The organism is Pseudomonas sp. KH_050, assembly GCF_057838875.1.
The window spans coordinates 4,626,016-4,643,362 of record NZ_CM174478.1; the positions used below are offsets into that span (position 1 = coordinate 4,626,016).

Here is a 17,347-nt window from a genome sequence, read left to right on the forward strand (position 1 = left end):
GTTAACCCTCTTTCACTGGTGTCGGTGCCGATTGACCACTGTCTTTCAGGGCCTTGGTCACTTCCGGTGGCATGTACTTCTCGTCGTGCTTGGCCAGCACTTCGTCCGCTACTACCACGCCATCGGCGTTGAGCTTGCCAAGGGCGACGATGCCCTGCCCTTCACGGAACAGATCCGGAAGGATGCCCCGATAGGTAATGGTGACGGACTTGCTGAAGTCCGTGACGATGAATCGCACGTCCAGCGAATCCCCGGAGCGCTGCAGCGAACCCTTCTCGACCATGCCGCCGGCACGGATGCGCGTGTCTTGCGGTGCCTCGCCGTTGGCGATCTGGGTTGGGGTGTAGAACAGATTGATGTTCTGCTGCAAGGCGCTCAAGGCCAGGCCGACGGCAACGCCGACCCCGACCAGCAGCGCAAGAATGATCATTAGACGCTTTTTACGCAGCGGATTCACTTGCCGTTCTCCCGGCGCAGACGACGCGCCTCTTGTTGCAGATAACGCTTACGGGCCAGGATCGGCGCCGCGACATTGAGGGCCAGCACTGCAAAGCAGATGCCATAGGCTGACCAGACATACAGACCGTGATGGCCCATGGCGAGAAAATCGCCGAAGGAGGCAAAACTCATGATGCCACCTCCAGAGTGTTCAGCACCTGGGCCTTGACCCAACTGCTGCGGGCCTCACGCTTGAGCACTTCGAGGCGCATGCGCAGCAACAGCACCGCGCCGAAGAAACAGTAGAAACCCAGTGCTGTCAGCAGCAGCGGCAACCACATCTCGGCGGGCATCGCCGGTTTCTCAGTGAGACTGAAAGTCGCACCTTGATGCAGTGTGTTCCACCACTCTACCGAGTATTTGATGATCGGGATGTTGATCACCCCGACAATCGCCAGCACCGCGCAGGCCTTGGCCGCGCTGTCACGATTACTGATGGCGTTGCCCAGGGCAATGAGACCGAAGTACAGAAACAGCAGAATAAGCATGGACGTTAGTCGTGCATCCCAGACCCACCATGAACCCCAGGTCGGTTTGCCCCAGATGGCCCCGGTGACCAGCGCCACCACGGTCATCCAGGCGCCGATCGGCGCTGCGCATTGCAGGGCGACGTCAGCCAGCTTCATCTTCCATACCAGCCCGACAATGCCGCACACCGCCAGCATCACATAGCAGGACTGCGCCAGCATGGCGGCCGGGACATGGATGTAGATGATCCGAAAACTGTCGCCTTGCTGGTAGTCCGGTGGCGCGAAGGCCAGGCCCCAGACTGCGCCAATGCCGATCAGCAGCACTGCGGCCACACTCAGCCAGGGCAGCATTCTGCCGCTGATACCATAAAACCACTTGGGCGAGCCGAGCTTATGAAACCAAGTCCAGTTCATTGCTGTTTCCATCACGGTTGCTTCTCGTCAGCACGAAAAGCGGGGGTCTGCCTTTTTTCAAAAAAAAAAATGATCGAAAAATGACCAGACCTCATTATTATTCGCCGACGCTGATCTTCAGGCCAGCAGCTATTGCAAAAGGTGTCAGGGTTACCGCCAGGGCGGTCAGGCTGCCAAGCCAGAGCAGGTAACCCGTTGCCGGCATGCCCTGCAATGCCGCCTGCAAGGCGCCACTGCCGAGAATCAGTACCGGGATGTACAACGGCAGAATCAACAGTGCCAGCAACAGGCCGCCACGCTTCAATCCCACCGTCAACGCCGCGCCCACCGCACCGAGCAAGCTCAGTACCGGTGTACCGAGCAGCAGCGACAACAGCAACACTGGCAGACAAGCGGCCGGCAAACCGAGCATCAAGGCCAGCAAGGGTGCGAGCAAAACCAGTGCCAGGCCGGAAAACGCCCAGTGTGCCAGTACCTTGGCCAAAACCAGAAGAGGCAGGGGGTGCGACGAAAGGACCCACTGCTCCAGCGATCCGTCTTCGAAATCACTGCGAAACAGCCCGTCCAGCGAGAGCAGGACGGACAATAGGGCCGCTACCCACACCAGCCCCGGAGACAAGGTTTGCAACAATTGAGTCTCCGGACCGACCGCCAACGGAAACAATGCAACGACGATCGCGAAGAAAACCAGCGGATTGGCCAGCTCCGCCGGACGGCGAAACAGCAGACGCGCCTCGCGGGCAACCAATAGTCCGAAAACACTCATTCGGCCCGCCCCCCAAGGTATAAGCCCAAATCGATGTCGCGATAACTGACAGGCATGCGCTTCAACGTGTGGTGAGTGGTCAACACCACCATGCCACCCCGCTCACAATGAGCGGCCAGGTGCTCTTCGAGCTGCGTCACGCCTTGTTTGTCGAGGGCGGTGAAGGGTTCGTCGAGGATCCACAGCTGCGGGCTGTCCAGATAGAGCCGCGCCAGCGCCACCCGGCGGCGCTGACCGGCGGACAAGGTGTGACAAGGCACATCCTCGAATCCACGCAGACCTACCGAATCCAGGGCTTTCCAGATAGCTTCATGGCTGGCCGGCTGATGCAGGGCGCAGAGCCAGCTGAGGTTTTCTTCAGGTGTCAGCAAGTCCTTGATCCCGGCGGCGTGGCCGATCCACAAAAGGTTATGCGCCTGATCGGTACGCTGCGCCTTCAAGGGCTGGCCGTTGAGCAATACCTGGCCCGCGGTTGGCTGCATGAGACCGGCAAGCAGGCGCAGCAGACTGGTCTTGCCGCTGCCGTTGGGGCCGCTGATCTGCAACATGTCACCGCCCGCCAGACGCAATTCGAGGTTTTCGAAGAGCATCCGCCAGTCTCGCTCACAGGCGAGCGCTACGGCTTCTAGAAGTGGGCTGGTCAAGAGATCGCGGGCCTTTAGGGTTCAAGTCGGCGGTGCACCGGCCGTTAAAGTGATGCAGAGTAAATGCATTGGCGGCTTGTTCTAGAGAGCTGCGTCAAACATTTGTGATGTTTTCAGCGCGCCCTCGATAACGGGGCGGCATTATACATGTCATGTCCTGATCCAAAGAGGGCAATTTCGACAGGGTGTGACCCGATGACCGGCGAAATGAACATCCTCCCGCTACCGCAGCCAGTTCCCGGTGCCACGCGCCCGGCCGCGGTGAGTGGCGAGTTGCTCAAACTGCTGCAACCGCTGGAAGGCCTGATTGCCGCCGGACAGACTGCCAGGGCCGAAGTGCTGTCGCTGAAACAGGCCGATCAGACCTTCCAGTTGCTGCTCAAGCTGACGCTCGACAGCGGCCGCCAGACCACTGTCCAGGCCACCAGCAACCAGCCCCTGCCCGAAGGCACGAACCTGGCAGTGAGCCAGCCGTCGGCCGGCAAACTGGCGATCACCGTGCAGCAAGCCATCGCCTCCAGCGTCGCCACCCTCACCCGCCTGGATACATCGCGACTACCGGTCGGCAGTATGCTCCAGGGCAAGGTGCTGACCACTCAGTTGCTGCCGCAAGTCGCTGGCCAACCCTCGGTATATCGCTCGCTGGTGAGTCTGCTCAATACCGCCCTGAGCGGCAGCACCTTGAGCATCGACAGCCCGCAACCGCTGCGCATCGGCAGTCTGCTCAGTGCCGTGGTCCAGGGTTCACAGGAGCTGAGCTTCGTGCCCCTGAGCGGCCGTCAGGAACAATTGGCGGTGGCGCAACAACAGATCAGCCAACAGAGCCGCCTGGGTTCGCTGGAGGGGTTGCTCAACGCCTTGCAGAATCAGACGCCAGCGGGCACTGCATCAGCCGATATGCGTGCGGCCATCGACAAGTTACTCAGCGGATTGCCCGACGTCCAACAGTTGAGCACGTCAAAGGGCCTGGCCCAGGCGCTGGCCAACAGCGGCCTGTTCCTTGAAGCGAAATTGCTCGCCGGGCAGAACCCGGCGCTGACCACGGACATCAAAGCCAACCTGCTGCGACTGATCGGACAAATGGCCCCCGGCCTGCCGGCCAACACCAGCTTCAATGCGCTCATTGCCGCCAACACCCTGGCCCAGGCGTTGCCGAGTTTTGTCCGCAGCGCCCTCGGCACCCTCGGTCAGGTCAGCGCCAAGCCCCACCCCGGCGGTTTCCCGCTGCCTTCGCGCTTGCTGCAAAGCCTGGACGGCGAAAGTGATCTGGAACACTTGCTGCGCCTGGCCGCCGCGGCGGTGTCGCGCCTGCAAAGCCATCAGCTGTCGAGCCTGGAGCAGACCGGCCTCACCGCCGACGGCAATCTGCAAAGCACCTGGCAACTGGAAATCCCCATGCGCAACCTGCAGGACATAGTGCCGTTGCAGCTCAAGTTTCAGCGCGAGGAAACACCCGAGAAAGAACCGAGGGAAAAACACCCGGAACGCGAACCCAAACAACTAGTGTGGCGAGTCGAACTGGCGTTCGCCATGGAACCGCTGGGGCCGCTGCAGATCCAGGCCCAGCTGGTTCAGGGCCGGCTGTCCGGTCAGCTGTGGGCCGAGCGGCCCTACACCGCCAGCCTGATCGAGAACCGCCTGGACGGGCTGCGTGAGCGCCTGGTCGCCTCCGGCCTGAACGTCGGCGATCTGGACTGCCACCTCGGCACACCACCCCAAGGCGCACAAACCCGCCTCGAACAACGCTGGGTCGACGAAACCGCATGAAAAACCCCAACCCGCCCCGCCAGGCCATCGCCCTCAAGTATGACGGGCGCCAAGCGCCGACCCTCACCGCCAAAGGCGACGACGAACTGGCCGAAGCCATCCTGAAAATCGCCCGCGACTGCGAAGTGCCAATCTACGAAAACGCCGAGTTGGTGAAACTGCTGGCAAGAATGGAACTGGGCGACAGCATCCCGGAGGAGCTGTACCGGACCATCGCCGAAATCATTGCGTTTGCCTGGAACCTGAAAGGTAAGTTCCCCGAAGGCCATGACCCGCAAGCGCCGATGGTGGAGCTGCAGCCGCAAACAGGCTGACGGGGTCTATCTGGCAGAACGCAGTCACAGGTTTCAGGGCTGCTTCGCAGCCCAACGGGGGCAAGCCCCCTCGCCACAATAAGCTCCCTCGCCACAATTGTTCATCGCCAGCCGCGTGTTTTCAGTTTTTATGCACCTTGCGCATCAATTCCGCTTCGGCCTGGGTCAAGCCGCAGGACTGGGTCAGTTCGTCGACGCTGGCGCCCATTCCCACCAGGCGCGCGGCCTGGGCGAATGAGAGGCTGGTCGGGTCGCGCTGTTCCAGCCGGGTCATTTTGTCCGGCAACGGCTCGACCACCGCCTGCAGTTCATACAGAGCCTCGCCCATCCGCACATTGCCGTTCTGGTAATCGTCGACGCGCTTGGCCAGGTCCTTGATGCGTTGATCGCGTAGCGCATCGGCCTGGGCTTGGGCCTGGGCCTGGGCCAAAGCGGCTTGCCGCAGGCGCCTGGCGTAGGCCAGAAACAGCCCCAGGGTCGTTACCCAGAGGATACCCAGGACAATCACAGCAACCTCAAGAATCAATCAGATTTGCTCCAGGTCCGACCATTCTTCTTCGCTCATCATCTTATCCAGCTCGACCAGAATCAGCAGCTCACCGTTCTTGTTGCATACGCCCTGGATGAACTTGGCCGATTCGTCGTTACCAACATTGGGCGCGGTTTCGATTTCCGACTGACGCAGGTAAACCACTTCCGCCACGCTGTCGACCATGATCCCGACCACTTGCTTATCGGCTTCGATAATCACGATGCGGGTGTTATCGCTGATCTCGGCGTTCATCAGGCCGAAGCGCTGACGGGTGTCGATCACGGTGACCACGTTGCCGCGCAGGTTGATGATACCCAGCACATAGGCTGGCGCACCCGGCACCGGCGCGATCTCGGTGTAGCGCAGGACTTCCTGAACCCGCATCACGTTGATGCCGTAGGTTTCATTGTCCAGCTTGAAGGTCACCCATTGCAGGATCGGATCTTCGGAACTCTGTAGAGACGACGACTTGTTCATACCCCTGACCCCTCAAAAAAACCGTTGAAAACGGTGTGTGTTCTGTCTGGCCGCACTCAAGGTGCAGCCTGTTGTTGGTTATGCAGGTTTGTTCGTCGGCTTGCTGAAAGGCAGCTGCCTGGCCCCGCCGCTGGCAATCAATTCGGCCAGTTCAGAGACGTCCAGCAGCGCACACATGTGCTCAATCACCGTACCGGCCAGCCATGGACGCTGACCACGATGGCTGCGCCATTTGATTTCGTTCGGGTCCAGGCGCAGGGAACGGCTGACCTGATGCACCGCCAGCCCCCATTCATAGCCCTGAACCGAGATCACGTATTGCAGGCCCTGACGGAAATCATCGCGGTAGCGATCCGGCATGACCCAACGCGCGGTATCCAGCACTTTCAGGTTGCCGGCCTGGCTCGGCAGAATCCCGAGGAACCACTCTGGCTGGCCGAACAGCGGCGTCAGTTCATGGCCGGCCAGGGAATAGATCGAACCCAGGCAGACCAGCGGTACTGCCAGCGTCAGGCCAGCCACATCGAACAGCAGGCATTCGAACGGCTCGGCAGCCCAGGACGGGCGGCCGTCGCCATCCACGGGTGGCGGCGTGTTGCTCGGCGGCAGATGGACTTCGACCACCGGCGTGACCAAGGCTTGCAGCTGCGGCGCGACTGGAGCAACGACGGTGAGAAATGGCGCAGGCGCTTCCAACACCGGCACCGGCATGGCGACCGGTGGCTGCACAACGGCAGCAACCACCGGGGCAACCACGCTTTGCTGCTGGGCATCACGCGCCTGCTCTTCGAGCACGGCGGCCTGGAACTCATCCAGCGTGTCGTGCGCCATCACCCGCTCGGGCAACGATTCGACGATCAGCTCAAGCTCTTCGGTGGCGTCCTGCAGCAACGCATCCAGATAGGACTGCAGCGCGAGTTGCGGCCCAGAGGTGATTTTTACCGGCCGGCTCATTGTGTTCTCCAGCAGATCATTGGGTGCGCCGGAAAAGATCGCAGGCTGCGCCAGCTCCTACGCCGATCTTCCTCACCCCGGATGTTGCGGATGTAAACAGATCCCGTAGGAGCTGCCGCAGGCTGCGATCTGTTGATCTTGATGTGCGGCACTCCCGGTACCGCCAACAGACCGCAGGCTGCGCCAGCTCCTGCAAAAGCTGCGGCCAACCTCGGCCCCATAGAAAGCAATCTCATCTCAAGCCACCTGCGGGACAAGTTGTTGCGCCAGCAGGTGCTTGAGCAATGACCGATAAGCCAACACCCCACGGCTCTTGCCGTCGAACTGCGAAGGCGTCAACCCTGCCCGGCTGGCATCGCGCAACCGGGTATCGACCGGAATGTAGCCTTGCCAGATGTCCTCGGGGTACAGGTCGCGCAGCACCCGCAAGGTACCGAGGGACGCTTGGGTCCGGCGGTCGAACAGGGTCGGCACGATGCTGAAGGGCAACGCCTGCTTGCGCGAACGATTGATCATTGCCAGGGTGTTGACCATGCGCTCCAGACCTTTTACCGCCAGGTGTTCGGTCTGTACCGGAATCACCAACTGCTGGCTGGCCGCCAAGGCATTGACCATCAGCACGCCGAGCAACGGCGGGCTGTCGATCAGCGCGTAATCGAAATCCTGCCACAACTGTGCGAGGCTCTTGGCGATCACCAGGCCCAGTCCACTCTGGCCCGGCGATTGACGCTCGAGGGTGGCCAGCGCAGTGCTCGAAGGCAGCAGGGAAATGCGTTCGTCACTGGTCGGCAGCAGCAGTTGGCCGGGCAACCCCGCCGGCACACTGCCCTTGTGCAGGAACAGGTCGTAGCAGCTGTGTTCCAGGGTGTCGGGGTCGTAGCCAAAGTAGCTGGTCATGGAGCCGTGGGGGTCGAGATCGACCACGACCACGCGCTTGCCCGCCTCGGCCAGTAAACCGGCTAAAGCGATGGAACTGGTGGTTTTACCAACACCACCCTTTTGATTGGCAACTGCCCAGACTCTCATTCGGATTGTTCCTCCCGGTCGAACAGGTTCAACCGAGAAATAGCGCTATTTTATAGAGCAGGTGACGGAGAATTGACGGCACTCTCACGCCCCGGCGACTTTACAGGCGTCGGTGCAGTTTGTGTGCCAGCGCGCTTCAATGCCGCATCCGGCTTGGCATTCGCCGCTCCGGTAGCGGTCAGGCTACGGCGGACGTCGAGATTGCGCGACACCACCAGCACCACCCGCCGATTGCGCGCACGACCTTCGGCGGTGGCATTGTTGGCCACTGGCTGAAACTCGCCGTAACCCACCGAGGCCAGACGGCCGGGGTTCACCCCCTGCATTGCCAGCATGCGCACGATGCTCGCCGAACGCGCCGAAGACAGCTCCCAGTTGGTCGGGTATTGGGAGGTGCGAATCGGCCGGTCGTCGGTAAAGCCTTCGACGTGAATCGGGTTTTCGAAAGGTTTGAGAATCACCGCGACCTTATCGATGATATTGAATGCGATATCGCTGGGCATCGCGTCGCCGCTGCCGAACAGCAGGCTGGAATTGAGTTCGATCTCCACCCACAGCTCATTGCCACGAATGGTCATCTGTCTGGAGCTGAGCAGGTCGCCGAAGGCCGCGGCGATGTCATCGGCAATCGACTTCAGCGGGTCGCTACTTGCCTCGGCAATGCCGGCATCGGTTTGCTCGCTGTCCTTGACCAGAGGTTGCGCCGGGGTGACCGTCTTCGGTCGCTCGTCACCGATCGGAATCGGCTTGAGGGCCCGGTCCGAATCAGTGAACACGCCAATCAACGCCTCGGAAATCACCTTGTACTTGCCTTCGTTGACCGATGAAATCGAATACATGACAACAAAGAAGGCGAACAGCAAGGTGATGAAGTCAGCGTAGGACACCAGCCAGCGTTCGTGGTTGACGTGCTCTTCAGGGCGACGACGACGAGCCATAGTCCATTACCCCCATCAATCCATGAAGCCCTGAAGCTTCAACTCAATGGAACGAGGATTCTCACCTTCGGCAATCGACAGGATTCCTTCAAGCAACATTTCGCGATAACGCGACTGGCGCATGGCTATCGACTTGAGTTTGCTGGCAATCGGCAACAGCACCAGGTTGGCGCTGGCGACACCGTAGATGGTCGCGACGAAGGCCACGGCAATCCCGCTGCCCAGTTGCGTAGGGTCGGCCAGGTTGCCCATGACATGGATCAAGCCCATGACCGCGCCGATGATACCAATGGTCGGCGCATAGCCGCCCATGCTTTCAAAGACTTTGGCGGCTTCGATATCGCGGCTTTCCTGGGTGTAGAAATCCACCTCGAGGATGCTGCGAATGGCTTCCGGCTCGGCACCGTCGACCAGCAATTGCAGGCCTTTGCGCGAGTAGTTGTCAGGTTCGGCATCGGCCACCCCTTCCAGCCCGAGCAAGCCTTCCTTGCGCGCCGTCAGGCTCCAGCTGACCACCTTATCGACGCCGCCGGCCAGGTCGATCCGGGGTGGAAAGATGATCCACACCAGGATCTGCATCGAACGCTTGAAGGCGCTCATCGGCGCCTGCAACAACGCCGCGCCGATGGTCCCGCCGATCACGATCAACGCCGCCGGGCCGTTGGCCAGCGCACCAAGGTGACCGCCTTCCAGGTAATTGCCACCAATGATCGCGACAAACGCCAGGATGATCCCGATGAGGCTTAGTACATCCATCAGAGACACGCCTCGACCAGATGCTTGCCGATCTCGTCCAGGCTGTATACCGCGTCCGCCAGCTCAGCCTTGACGATCGCCATTGGCATCCCGTAGATCACGCAACTGGCTTCGTCCTGGGCCCAGATCGCGCTGCCACCCTGCTTGAGCAGGCGCGCGCCTTCGCGACCGTCGGCGCCCATGCCGGTGAGCACCACCGCCAGAACTTTGTCACCGTAGGATTTGGCCGCCGAGCCGAAGGTGATGTCCACACACGGTTTGTAGTTCAGACGTTCGTCGCCCGGGAGGATTTTCACCGCGCCACGGCCGTCGATCATCATCTGTTTGCCACCGGGTGCCAGTAACGCCAGGCCCGGACGCAAAATGTCGCCGTCCTCGGCTTCCTTGACGCTGATCCGGCACAGTTTGTCCAGACGCTCGGCGAAGGCCTTGGTGAAGGCGGCCGGCATATGCTGGACCAGCACGATCGGAGCAGGGAAGTTTGCCGGCAACTGAGTCAGCACCCGCTGCAGCGCAACCGGACCGCCGGTGGACGTACCGATCGCCACCAGCTTGTAGGCTTTGCGTTTCGGTGCCGGCGAGCTCGGGCTGGCCGCTGGCATGCGAGCAGGCATCGGCGTGGGAGCCGGACGTGCCGGCACACTGCTGCCCAGACCGCTGATCGTGGGTGACGGAGCCGGTGTAGCGACTGGTTGCGGGACCGGAGCGCTGCTGTAGGTACTCAAACGCCGATTGCTGCGCGAAATGCTGTGAACCTTCTCGCACAGCAGTTGCTTGACCTTCTCGGGATTGCGCGAGATGTCTTCGAAATTTTTCGGCAGGAAGTCCACCGCCCCGGCATCCAGCGCATCGAGAGTGACCCGGGCGCCTTCATGGGTCAGCGAGGAGAACATCAATACCGGGGTCGGGCAGCGCTGCATGATGTGCCGCACGGCCGTGATGCCATCCATCATCGGCATCTCGTAGTCCATGGTGATCACGTCCGGCTTGAGGGCCAGGGCCTGATCGATCGCCTCTTTACCGTTGGTCGCCGTACCGACGACCTGGATATTCGGATCCGCTGAAAGAATTTCCGAGACGCGGCGGCGGAAAAAACCCGAATCATCCACCACCAGGACCTTGACTACCATAAACACTCCGTTAGGCAGGGCGGGGCAAAACCACCCCGCACCAGCAGAATCAAATACGCCGAGTGGCGTAACGCTTGAGCATGCTCGGGACATCGAGAATCAAGGCAATGCGGCCGTCACCGGTAATGGTGGCGCCGGACATGCCCGGGGTTCCCTGGAGCATTTTGCCCAATGGCTTGATGACCACTTCTTCCTGGCCGACCAGTTGATCGACGACAAAGCCGATCCGCTGGGTGCCCACCGAAAGGATCACCACATGGCCTTCACGCTGCTCTTCATGAGCGGCGGAAGCGACCAGCCAGCGCTTGAGGTAAAACAGTGGCAGCGCCTTGTCGCGAACGATCACCACTTCCTGGCCGTCGACCACATTGGTGCGCGACAGGTCGAGATGGAAGATCTCGTTGACGTTGACCAGCGGGAAGGCGAAGGCCTGGTTGCCGAGCATGACCATCAGCGTCGGCATGATCGCCAGGGTCAACGGCACCTTGATGACGATCTTCGAGCCCTGGCCCTTGGTCGAGTAGATGTTGATAGAGCCGTTGAGCTGGGAAATCTTGGTTTTCACCACGTCCATGCCCACACCACGCCCGGACACATCGGAAATCTCGGTCTTGGTCGAGAAACCCGGCGCAAAAATCAGGTTGTAGCACTCGGAGTCGCTCAGTCGATCGGCAGCATCCTTGTCCATCACCCCGCGTTTCACCGCGATGGAACGCAGGACATTCGGGTCCATGCCCTTGCCGTCATCGGAAATCGACAGCAGGATGTGGTCGCCTTCCTGCTCCGCCGCCAGAATAACTTTGCCGCCGCGGGACTTGCCCGAGGCTTCGCGTTCTTCCGGCGATTCGATACCGTGGTCGACCGCGTTGCGCACCAAGTGGACCAGCGGATCGGCCAAGGCCTCGACGAGGTTCTTGTCGAGGTCGGTTTCTTCGCCGACAAGTTCCAGGTTGATCTCTTTTTTCAACTGACGCGCCAAATCGCGGACCAGTCGCGGGAAGCGCCCGAAGACTTTCTTGATCGGCTGCATGCGGGTCTTCATCACCGCGGTCTGCAGATCGGCCGTCACCACGTCGAGGTTCGACACCGCTTTGGACATGGCCTCGTCGCCACTGTTGAGACCCAGGCGCACCAAGCGGTTACGCACCAGCACCAGTTCGCCGACCATGTTCATGATCTCGTCCAGCCGCGCGGTATCAACCCGCACAGTGGTTTCGGCTTCGCTGGCCGGTTTATCCGCCGGTGGCGAAGCCGGGGCACGGGCAGGAGCAGGAGCAGGAGCGGCCACTGCGGCAGGCTTCGGTGCTTCAACCTTGGGTTCAGAGGCTTTGGCGACAGGCTTGGCCGGCGGTTTGACGACCGGCGCGGCTACTGCAGCGCTAGCGCCTGCTTCAGTGAACTTGCCTTTGCCGTGCAGTTCGTCGAGCAGCGCTTCGAACTCATGATCGGAAATCAGATCACTGCCCGCCGCTACAGCGCTTGGCGCGGCCGGAGCCGGTACCGCAGCGATGGCCGATTCCAGGGCCTCGACTGCGAAGTTGCCTTTGCCGTGCAACTGGTCGAGCAGCGCTTCGAATTCGTCGTCGGTAATTTCGTTGCTGGCCGCTGGGGCTACTGGCGCTGCAGGCTCGGCCGGTGCGGCGAGTGCGTCGACCGCGAACTGCCCCTTGCCGTGCAGCTGATCGAGCAACGACTCGAACTCGGCATCGGTGATTTCATCGCTGCCCGACGCTACCGGCGCCGCCGCGGGTGCCTCGGCCTGGGCCTTCACCGCATTGAGCGAGTCGAGCAGCAGTTCGAATTCGTTATCAGTGACGTCGCCCGAATCGCTCTCGGCAACGGGTTCGGCACTGACTTCAACCGCCGCTGCAGTCTCGGCTGTAGCAGGCTCGGCCAGACGCGCCAAAGCCGCCAACAACTCCGGCGTTGCGGCGGTGACCGCAGTGCGCTCGCGGACTTCGGTGAACATGCCGTTCACCGCATCCAGCGCTTCCAGAACCACGTCCATCAATTCCGAGTCGACCCGTCGCTCACCCTTGCGCAGGATGTCGAAGACGTTCTCGGCGATGTGACAGCACTCCACCAGTTCATGGAGCTGGAGGAAGCCGGCGCCCCCTTTTACAGTGTGAAAACCGCGAAAGATTGCATTGAGCAAATCCGCATCATCGGGTCGGCTTTCAAGCTCGACCAGCTGTTCGGACAGTTGCTCAAGAATCTCGCCGGCCTCAACCAGGAAATCCTGAAGGATCTCTTCATCGGCGCCGAAGCTCATTAATGGGTGCTCCTACTAGGTCGGCCTAAAATCCAAGGCTGGAAAGCAAATCGTCGACATCGTCCTGACCGGACACAACGTCTTCTCGTTTATCGGCATGAATCTGCGGACCTTCACCCTGAGACAGATGTTTTTCTGGATCTTTTTGCGCAAGGATCGATTCACGGTCATGTTCAATGCCGGCAAAACGGTCGACCTGACTGGCCATCAGCACCAGTTTGAGCAGATTGCTTTCGACTTCCGTGACCAACTGGGTCACGCGCTTGATCACCTGACCGGTAAGGTCCTGGTAATCCTGCGCCAGCAGGATGTCGTTGAGATTGCCCGAGACGATACGATTCTGTTGCTCGCTGCGCGTGAGGAAACCGTCAACCCGCCGGGCCAGCTCGCGGAACTCTTCGGCACCGATTTCGCGGCGCATGAAACGTCCCCAGTCGGCACTCAAGGCCTGGGCGTCATTGCTCAGGCCGTTGACCAGCGGCGTGCTGTTCTCGACCAGATCCATGGTGCGGTTGGCCGCAGCCTCGGTCAGCCTGACCACATAGGACAGGCGCTCAGTGGCATCCGTGATCTGTGACACTTCCTTGGCTTGCGGCATGTTCGGGTCAATCTGAAAATTGACGATCGCACTATGCAGTTCGCGAGTGAGCTTGCCGACTTCCTGGTACAGGCCACGATCACGGGTCTGGTTGAGCTCATGGATCAGTTGCACAGCGTCGCCGAACTGACCTTTCTCAAGGCTGTCGACCAGTTCGCGGGCGTGTTTTTTCAGGGTCGATTCAAAATCGCCCTGTGATGTTTCGTAATGCTCCATAGCTCCCCCCGTGACAATTTCGGTCAACCGATGCGTTCGAAGATTTTTTCAATCTTTTCTTTTAACGCCTGGGCCGTGAAGGGTTTGACCACGTAGCCATTCACTCCGGCCTGAGCGGCCTCGATGATTTGCTCACGCTTGGCTTCGGCCGTGACCATCAACACCGGCAGGTGCTTGAGTTTTTCATCGGCACGCACGTGGCGCAGCAGGTCGATACCGGTCATGCCCGGCATGTTCCAGTCCGTTACCAGAAAGTCGATGCTCCCGCTGTTGAGGACCGGAATCGCGGTAGTACCGTCATCCGCCTCGACCGTGTTGGTGAACCCAAGGTCACGCAACAGGTTTTTAATGATCCGCCGCATCGTTGAGAAGTCATCAACGATGAGGATTTTCATGTTCTTGTCCAATTCGACCTCCAAGCAGTCTTAAACGCGCCCAGCACCTGGACACGCCACTCAATCATTTCGGCGTAACACTCAGCGGCTGCATGGAGCACAACAGGCCGTGACCGGTGCGCAAAAACGCCGTACCAGCCTCGTTCGCAGTGTCCCCACACTGCCTGTCAGCGCGCTCGCCACTCCCCCAAACGCCCCCGCAAGCGGGCCGCGCACTGGCTGTGTAACTGGCTGACCCGCGATTCGCTGACCCCCAGGACCTCACCGATTTCCTTGAGGTTCAGCTCTTCGTCGTAGTACAGCGCCAAGACCAGTCGCTCACGCTCCGGCAAATTGGCAATCGCGTCCGCCAACGCAGCCTGGAAACGCTCATCTTCCAGGTCACGCGACGGCTCGAGATGAGCACTCGCGCCATCCTCGTGCAGCCCTTCATGCTCGCCGTCCTGCAACAGATCGTCGAAACTGAACAGCCGGCTGCCCAAGGTGTCGTTCAAAATCCCGTAATAATCGTCGAGACTCAATTGGAGTTCGGCCGCAACTTCGTGATCTTTAGCGTCACGACCGGTTTTAGCTTCAATTGAGCGAATGGCATCACTGACCATCCGGGTATTGCGGTGAACCGAACGCGGCGCCCAGTCACCTTTACGCACCTCATCGAGCATCGCCCCACGAATACGGATACCGGCATAGGTTTCGAAACTCGCACCCTTGCTGGCGTCGTATTTGGTCGAGACCTCGAGCAGGCCGATCATCCCGGCCTGGATCAGATCCTCGACCTGCACACTGGCCGGCAGACGCGCCAGCAAGTGGTAGGCAATCCGCTTGACCAATGGCGCATGACGCTCGATCAGTTCGCACTGACTGTCACGCGCCGAGGATTTGTAAAGGTTGTAGCCGCTGGCTGTCATAGCACCGGTCCTGCCGTTTGATGCACCAGCCGCTCGACGAAGAATTCCAGGTGCCCGCGCGGATTGGCCGGCAACGGCCAGGTATCGACCTTCTGCGCGATGGCCTTGAATGCCAGCGAGCACTTGGAACGCGGGAACGCCTCATAGACTGCACGCTGCTTTTGCACCGCCTTGCGCACACACTCGTCGTAAGGCACCGCACCGACGTATTGTAAGGCCACGTCGAGAAAGCGATCAGTGACCTTGGTCAACTTGGCGAACAGGTTGCGCCCTTCCTGGGGGCTCTGCGCCATGTTGGCGAGCACCCGGAAGCGGTTCATGCCGTAATCGCGATTGAGCAATTTGATCAGTGCGTAAGCGTCGGTGATCGACGTCGGTTCGTCGCAGACCACCAGCAATACTTCCTGGGCCGCGCGCACGAAACTCACCACCGACTCACCAATCCCGGCGGCGGTGTCGATCACCAGCACGTCGAGGTTGTCGCCGATATCACTGAACGCCTGGATCAGCCCGGCATGCTGCGCCGGGCTCAGGTGCACCATGCTCTGCGTGCCGGAGGCCGCCGGGACGATGCGGATTCCGCCGGGGCCCTGCAGCAGCACATCGCGCAGCTCACAGCGCCCCTCGACCACATCGGCCAGAGTACGTTTGGGTGTCAGCCCCAACAAAACGTCGACGTTCGCCAGCCCCAGATCGGCGTCCAGCAGCATGACGCGCCGGCCGAGCTCCGCTAGAGCCAGGGACAAGTTCACTGACACGTTAGTCTTCCCGACGCCACCTTTGCCGCCGGTCACCGCGATAACCTGTACGGGATGCATGCTGCCCATGTTCTTTCTTTACCTTGTCTTGCTTAGACGGAGGCCACATAACTGGCTGCGCGTTCCCACTGGAACAATGCATGGCAGACCATCGATGTAGGTACACTGCAATCTATTCATGATTACCTCAGCCGACCCGCTTGGTCGGGCTGTGATAGAGATCAGCGAACATATCAGCCATGGCTTCTTCGCTGGGTTCTTCCTGCATCTGCACACTCACCGCGCGACTGACCAATTGATGGCGTCGTGGCAAATGCAGATCATCCGGGATCCGTGGCCCATCGGCCAGATAGGCAACCGGTAACTGGTGACTGATCGCCAGGCTCAACACGTCGCCCAGACTCGCGGTTTCATCCAGTTTAGTCAGGATGCAGCCGGCCAGCCCGCAACGTTTGTAACTGTGATAAGCAGCGGTTAGAACCTGTTTCTGGCTGGTGGTTGCCAGTACCAGATAATTTTTTGACTTGATCCCGCGCCCGGCCAGGCTTTCCAGTTGCATGCGCAACGCCGGGTCGCTGGCCTGAAGGCCGGCGGTATCGATCAACACCACACGCTTGCGCAGCAGCGGATCGAGGGCCTGGGCCAGGGACTGACCCGGGTCAAGGTGGACCACTGGAACATTGAGGATACGGCCCAGGGTCTTGAGTTGTTCCTGGGCACCAATCCGGTAGCTGTCCATGCTCACCAGCGCGATGTTCTGCGAGCCGTACTTGAGCACATAACTCGCCGCCAGCTTGGCCAGGGTAGTGGTCTTGCCCATGCCGGCCGGGCCGACCATGGCGATCACCCCACCCTCTTCCAGTGGCTCGATCTCCGGTGTGACGATCATCCGCGCCAGGTGCGCCAACAGCATGCGCCAGGCCTGACGAGGCTCTTCAATTTCAGTAATCAGTGCCAGCAGATCGCGCGACAGCGGCCCGGACAAGCCGATGCGTTGCAGCCGACGCCAGAGGTTGGCCTGCTGTGGCCGAATGCCTTGCAGCTGGTTCCAGGCCAGCGAGCCCAACTGCACTTCCAGCAGCTCACGCAGGCCGTTGAGTTCGAAGCGCATCGAGTCGAACACCCGTTGATCCACCGAAGGCGCAGCGGGTGCCGGCGCGGGACGCGGCGGCTCGACGAAGGTCGGTTCGATCAGGGGTTCGGCAGCGGTCAGCGGCAAACCGGCGAACAACTGGCGATTGTTCGTTGAATCGCCATCGCCACGCAGGCTCAATTCCGCCTGGGCAGTGACGATCCGCGACTGGGTTTTGCGCAACTCGTCTTCGAGTTCGATATTCGGCACGCGTGGAGCCAGCGCGGACAGTTTGTAATCCAGGGCAGCCGTCAGCTCGACCCCGCCGGCGATCCGGCGGTTACCGATAATGGCGGCATCGGCGCCCAGCTCATCGCGAACCAGTTTCATGGCCTGACGCATATCGGCGGCGAAAAAACGCTTCACTTGCATAACCCACTAC

At 60.6% G+C, this 17,347-nt stretch carries 20 protein-coding genes; 2 read left to right on the plus strand and 18 right to left on the minus strand.

Features of this window, described 5'->3' with window-relative positions; genetic code table 11:
* Position 1: 1 nt before the first annotated feature.
* The 5 genes from ccmE to ccmA form a co-directional block, all read right to left on the minus strand.
* Entirely contained in the window at positions 2 to 457 is a 456-nt protein-coding gene (gene ccmE / locus AC3IUA_RS21000; protein WP_489356828.1) for a cytochrome c maturation protein CcmE, read from the minus strand.
* Positions 454 to 630 carry a heme exporter protein CcmD gene (gene ccmD / locus AC3IUA_RS21005; RefSeq protein ID WP_489072661.1) on the minus strand — a complete coding sequence of 59 codons (177 nt, stop codon included), beginning with the start codon at positions 628 to 630 and terminating at the stop codon, positions 454 to 456. The genes ccmE and ccmD overlap by 4 nt, the downstream gene beginning before the upstream one ends.
* The gene (locus AC3IUA_RS21010) at positions 627 to 1,382 is read right to left on the minus strand and encodes a heme ABC transporter permease (protein ID WP_489356829.1); all 756 of its coding nucleotides are present in this window, start codon (positions 1,380 to 1,382) and stop codon (positions 627 to 629) included. The genes ccmD and AC3IUA_RS21010 overlap by 4 nt, the downstream gene beginning before the upstream one ends.
* Positions 1,383 to 1,479: 97 nt before the next feature.
* Positions 1,480 to 2,148 carry a heme exporter protein CcmB gene (ccmB, locus tag AC3IUA_RS21015; protein ID WP_489356830.1) on the minus strand — a complete coding sequence of 223 codons (669 nt, stop codon included), beginning with the start codon at positions 2,146 to 2,148 and terminating at the stop codon, positions 1,480 to 1,482.
* Entirely contained in the window at positions 2,145 to 2,792 is a 648-nt protein-coding gene (ccmA, locus tag AC3IUA_RS21020) for a cytochrome c biogenesis heme-transporting ATPase CcmA (protein WP_489356831.1), read from the minus strand. Before ccmA ends, ccmB begins: the two co-directional genes overlap by 4 nt.
* Before the next feature lie 195 nt (positions 2,793 to 2,987).
* Between ccmA and fliK the strand changes: the two genes are divergently transcribed.
* Both fliK and AC3IUA_RS21030 read left to right on the plus strand, forming a co-directional pair.
* Positions 2,988 to 4,559, plus strand: coding sequence for a flagellar hook-length control protein FliK (gene fliK / locus AC3IUA_RS21025; protein ID WP_489356832.1), 1,572 nt, complete (start codon positions 2,988 to 2,990; stop codon positions 4,557 to 4,559).
* On the plus strand, positions 4,556 to 4,873 hold the full coding sequence (locus tag AC3IUA_RS21030) for an EscU/YscU/HrcU family type III secretion system export apparatus switch protein (protein WP_489356833.1): 318 nt from the start codon (positions 4,556 to 4,558) through the stop codon (positions 4,871 to 4,873). Before fliK ends, AC3IUA_RS21030 begins: the two co-directional genes overlap by 4 nt.
* Positions 4,874 to 4,994: 121 nt before the next feature.
* On the opposite strand, the gene AC3IUA_RS21035 is transcribed toward AC3IUA_RS21030, so the two are convergent.
* The 13 genes from AC3IUA_RS21035 to flhF all read right to left on the minus strand — a co-directional run bounded on the left by AC3IUA_RS21035 (position 4,995) and on the right by flhF (position 17,337).
* Positions 4,995 to 5,399: a DUF2802 domain-containing protein gene (locus tag AC3IUA_RS21035; protein ID WP_489356834.1), complete on the minus strand. Its 405-nt coding sequence runs from the start codon at positions 5,397 to 5,399 to the stop codon at positions 4,995 to 4,997.
* On the minus strand, positions 5,400 to 5,882 hold the full coding sequence (locus tag AC3IUA_RS21040) for a chemotaxis protein CheW (protein WP_489356835.1): 483 nt from the start codon (positions 5,880 to 5,882) through the stop codon (positions 5,400 to 5,402).
* Between the two features lie 78 nt (positions 5,883 to 5,960).
* Positions 5,961 to 6,836, minus strand: coding sequence for a CheW domain-containing protein (locus tag AC3IUA_RS21045; RefSeq protein WP_489356836.1), 876 nt, complete (start codon positions 6,834 to 6,836; stop codon positions 5,961 to 5,963).
* A 237-nt stretch (positions 6,837 to 7,073) separates the two neighbouring features.
* Positions 7,074 to 7,862, minus strand: coding sequence for a ParA family protein (locus AC3IUA_RS21050; protein ID WP_489356837.1), 789 nt, complete (start codon positions 7,860 to 7,862; stop codon positions 7,074 to 7,076).
* A 50-nt stretch (positions 7,863 to 7,912) separates the two neighbouring features.
* Entirely contained in the window at positions 7,913 to 8,800 is an 888-nt protein-coding gene (gene motD / locus AC3IUA_RS21055; protein WP_489356838.1) for a flagellar motor protein MotD, read from the minus strand.
* A gap of 15 nt (positions 8,801 to 8,815) precedes the next feature.
* Positions 8,816 to 9,556 (minus strand): flagellar motor protein, encoded by a 741-nt coding sequence (locus AC3IUA_RS21060; protein ID WP_489356839.1) that lies wholly within the window; start codon positions 9,554 to 9,556, stop codon positions 8,816 to 8,818.
* Positions 9,556 to 10,686 carry a protein-glutamate methylesterase/protein-glutamine glutaminase gene (locus AC3IUA_RS21065; RefSeq protein WP_489356840.1) on the minus strand — a complete coding sequence of 377 codons (1,131 nt, stop codon included), beginning with the start codon at positions 10,684 to 10,686 and terminating at the stop codon, positions 9,556 to 9,558. Before AC3IUA_RS21065 ends, AC3IUA_RS21060 begins: the two co-directional genes overlap by 1 nt.
* Before the next feature lie 49 nt (positions 10,687 to 10,735).
* Positions 10,736 to 12,958, minus strand: coding sequence for a chemotaxis protein CheA (locus AC3IUA_RS21070; protein ID WP_489356841.1), 2,223 nt, complete (start codon positions 12,956 to 12,958; stop codon positions 10,736 to 10,738).
* A gap of 25 nt (positions 12,959 to 12,983) precedes the next feature.
* Positions 12,984 to 13,772: a protein phosphatase CheZ gene (locus AC3IUA_RS21075; protein WP_489356842.1), complete on the minus strand. Its 789-nt coding sequence runs from the start codon at positions 13,770 to 13,772 to the stop codon at positions 12,984 to 12,986.
* 23 nt (positions 13,773 to 13,795) lie between these two features.
* Positions 13,796 to 14,167, minus strand: coding sequence for a chemotaxis response regulator CheY (locus AC3IUA_RS21080; protein ID WP_003183998.1), 372 nt, complete (start codon positions 14,165 to 14,167; stop codon positions 13,796 to 13,798).
* 167 nt (positions 14,168 to 14,334) lie between these two features.
* A complete protein-coding gene (fliA, locus tag AC3IUA_RS21085) occupies positions 14,335 to 15,075 on the minus strand; it encodes an RNA polymerase sigma factor FliA (RefSeq protein ID WP_489356843.1) in 741 nt (246 codons plus the stop codon).
* On the minus strand, positions 15,072 to 15,902 hold the full coding sequence (fleN, locus tag AC3IUA_RS21090) for a flagellar synthesis regulator FleN (RefSeq protein WP_489356844.1): 831 nt from the start codon (positions 15,900 to 15,902) through the stop codon (positions 15,072 to 15,074). The genes fliA and fleN overlap by 4 nt, the downstream gene beginning before the upstream one ends.
* Positions 15,903 to 16,020: 118 nt before the next feature.
* Positions 16,021 to 17,337, minus strand: a complete 1,317-nt coding sequence (gene flhF, locus AC3IUA_RS21095) for a flagellar biosynthesis GTPase FlhF (protein ID WP_489356845.1) — start codon at positions 17,335 to 17,337, stop codon at positions 16,021 to 16,023.
* Positions 17,338 to 17,347: the final 10 nt, after the last annotated feature.

Coding starts and splice junctions, on each gene's coding strand:
- ccmD (WP_489072661.1), bottom strand. CDS start 630: ATGAGTTTTGCCTCCTTCGGCGATTTTCTCGCCATGGGCCATCACGGT.
- AC3IUA_RS21010 (WP_489356829.1), bottom strand. CDS start 1,382: ATGAACTGGACTTGGTTTCATAAGCTCGGCTCGCCCAAGTGGTTTTAT.
- ccmB (WP_489356830.1), bottom strand. CDS start 2,148: ATGAGTGTTTTCGGACTATTGGTTGCCCGCGAGGCGCGTCTGCTGTTT.
- fliK (WP_489356832.1), top strand. CDS start 2,988: ATGACCGGCGAAATGAACATCCTCCCGCTACCGCAGCCAGTTCCCGGT.
- AC3IUA_RS21030 (WP_489356833.1), top strand. CDS start 4,556: ATGAAAAACCCCAACCCGCCCCGCCAGGCCATCGCCCTCAAGTATGAC.
- AC3IUA_RS21040 (WP_489356835.1), bottom strand. CDS start 5,882: ATGAACAAGTCGTCGTCTCTACAGAGTTCCGAAGATCCGATCCTGCAA.
- AC3IUA_RS21045 (WP_489356836.1), bottom strand. CDS start 6,836: ATGAGCCGGCCGGTAAAAATCACCTCTGGGCCGCAACTCGCGCTGCAG.
- AC3IUA_RS21050 (WP_489356837.1), bottom strand. CDS start 7,862: ATGAGAGTCTGGGCAGTTGCCAATCAAAAGGGTGGTGTTGGTAAAACC.
- motD (WP_489356838.1), bottom strand. CDS start 8,800: ATGGCTCGTCGTCGTCGCCCTGAAGAGCACGTCAACCACGAACGCTGG.
- AC3IUA_RS21060 (WP_489356839.1), bottom strand. CDS start 9,556: ATGGATGTACTAAGCCTCATCGGGATCATCCTGGCGTTTGTCGCGATC.
- AC3IUA_RS21065 (WP_489356840.1), bottom strand. CDS start 10,686: ATGGTAGTCAAGGTCCTGGTGGTGGATGATTCGGGTTTTTTCCGCCGC.
- AC3IUA_RS21070 (WP_489356841.1), bottom strand. CDS start 12,958: ATGAGCTTCGGCGCCGATGAAGAGATCCTTCAGGATTTCCTGGTTGAG.
- AC3IUA_RS21075 (WP_489356842.1), bottom strand. CDS start 13,772: ATGGAGCATTACGAAACATCACAGGGCGATTTTGAATCGACCCTGAAA.
- AC3IUA_RS21080 (WP_003183998.1), bottom strand. CDS start 14,167: ATGAAAATCCTCATCGTTGATGACTTCTCAACGATGCGGCGGATCATT.
- fliA (WP_489356843.1), bottom strand. CDS start 15,075: ATGACAGCCAGCGGCTACAACCTTTACAAATCCTCGGCGCGTGACAGT.
- fleN (WP_489356844.1), bottom strand. CDS start 15,902: ATGGGCAGCATGCATCCCGTACAGGTTATCGCGGTGACCGGCGGCAAA.
- flhF (WP_489356845.1), bottom strand. CDS start 17,337: ATGCAAGTGAAGCGTTTTTTCGCCGCCGATATGCGTCAGGCCATGAAA.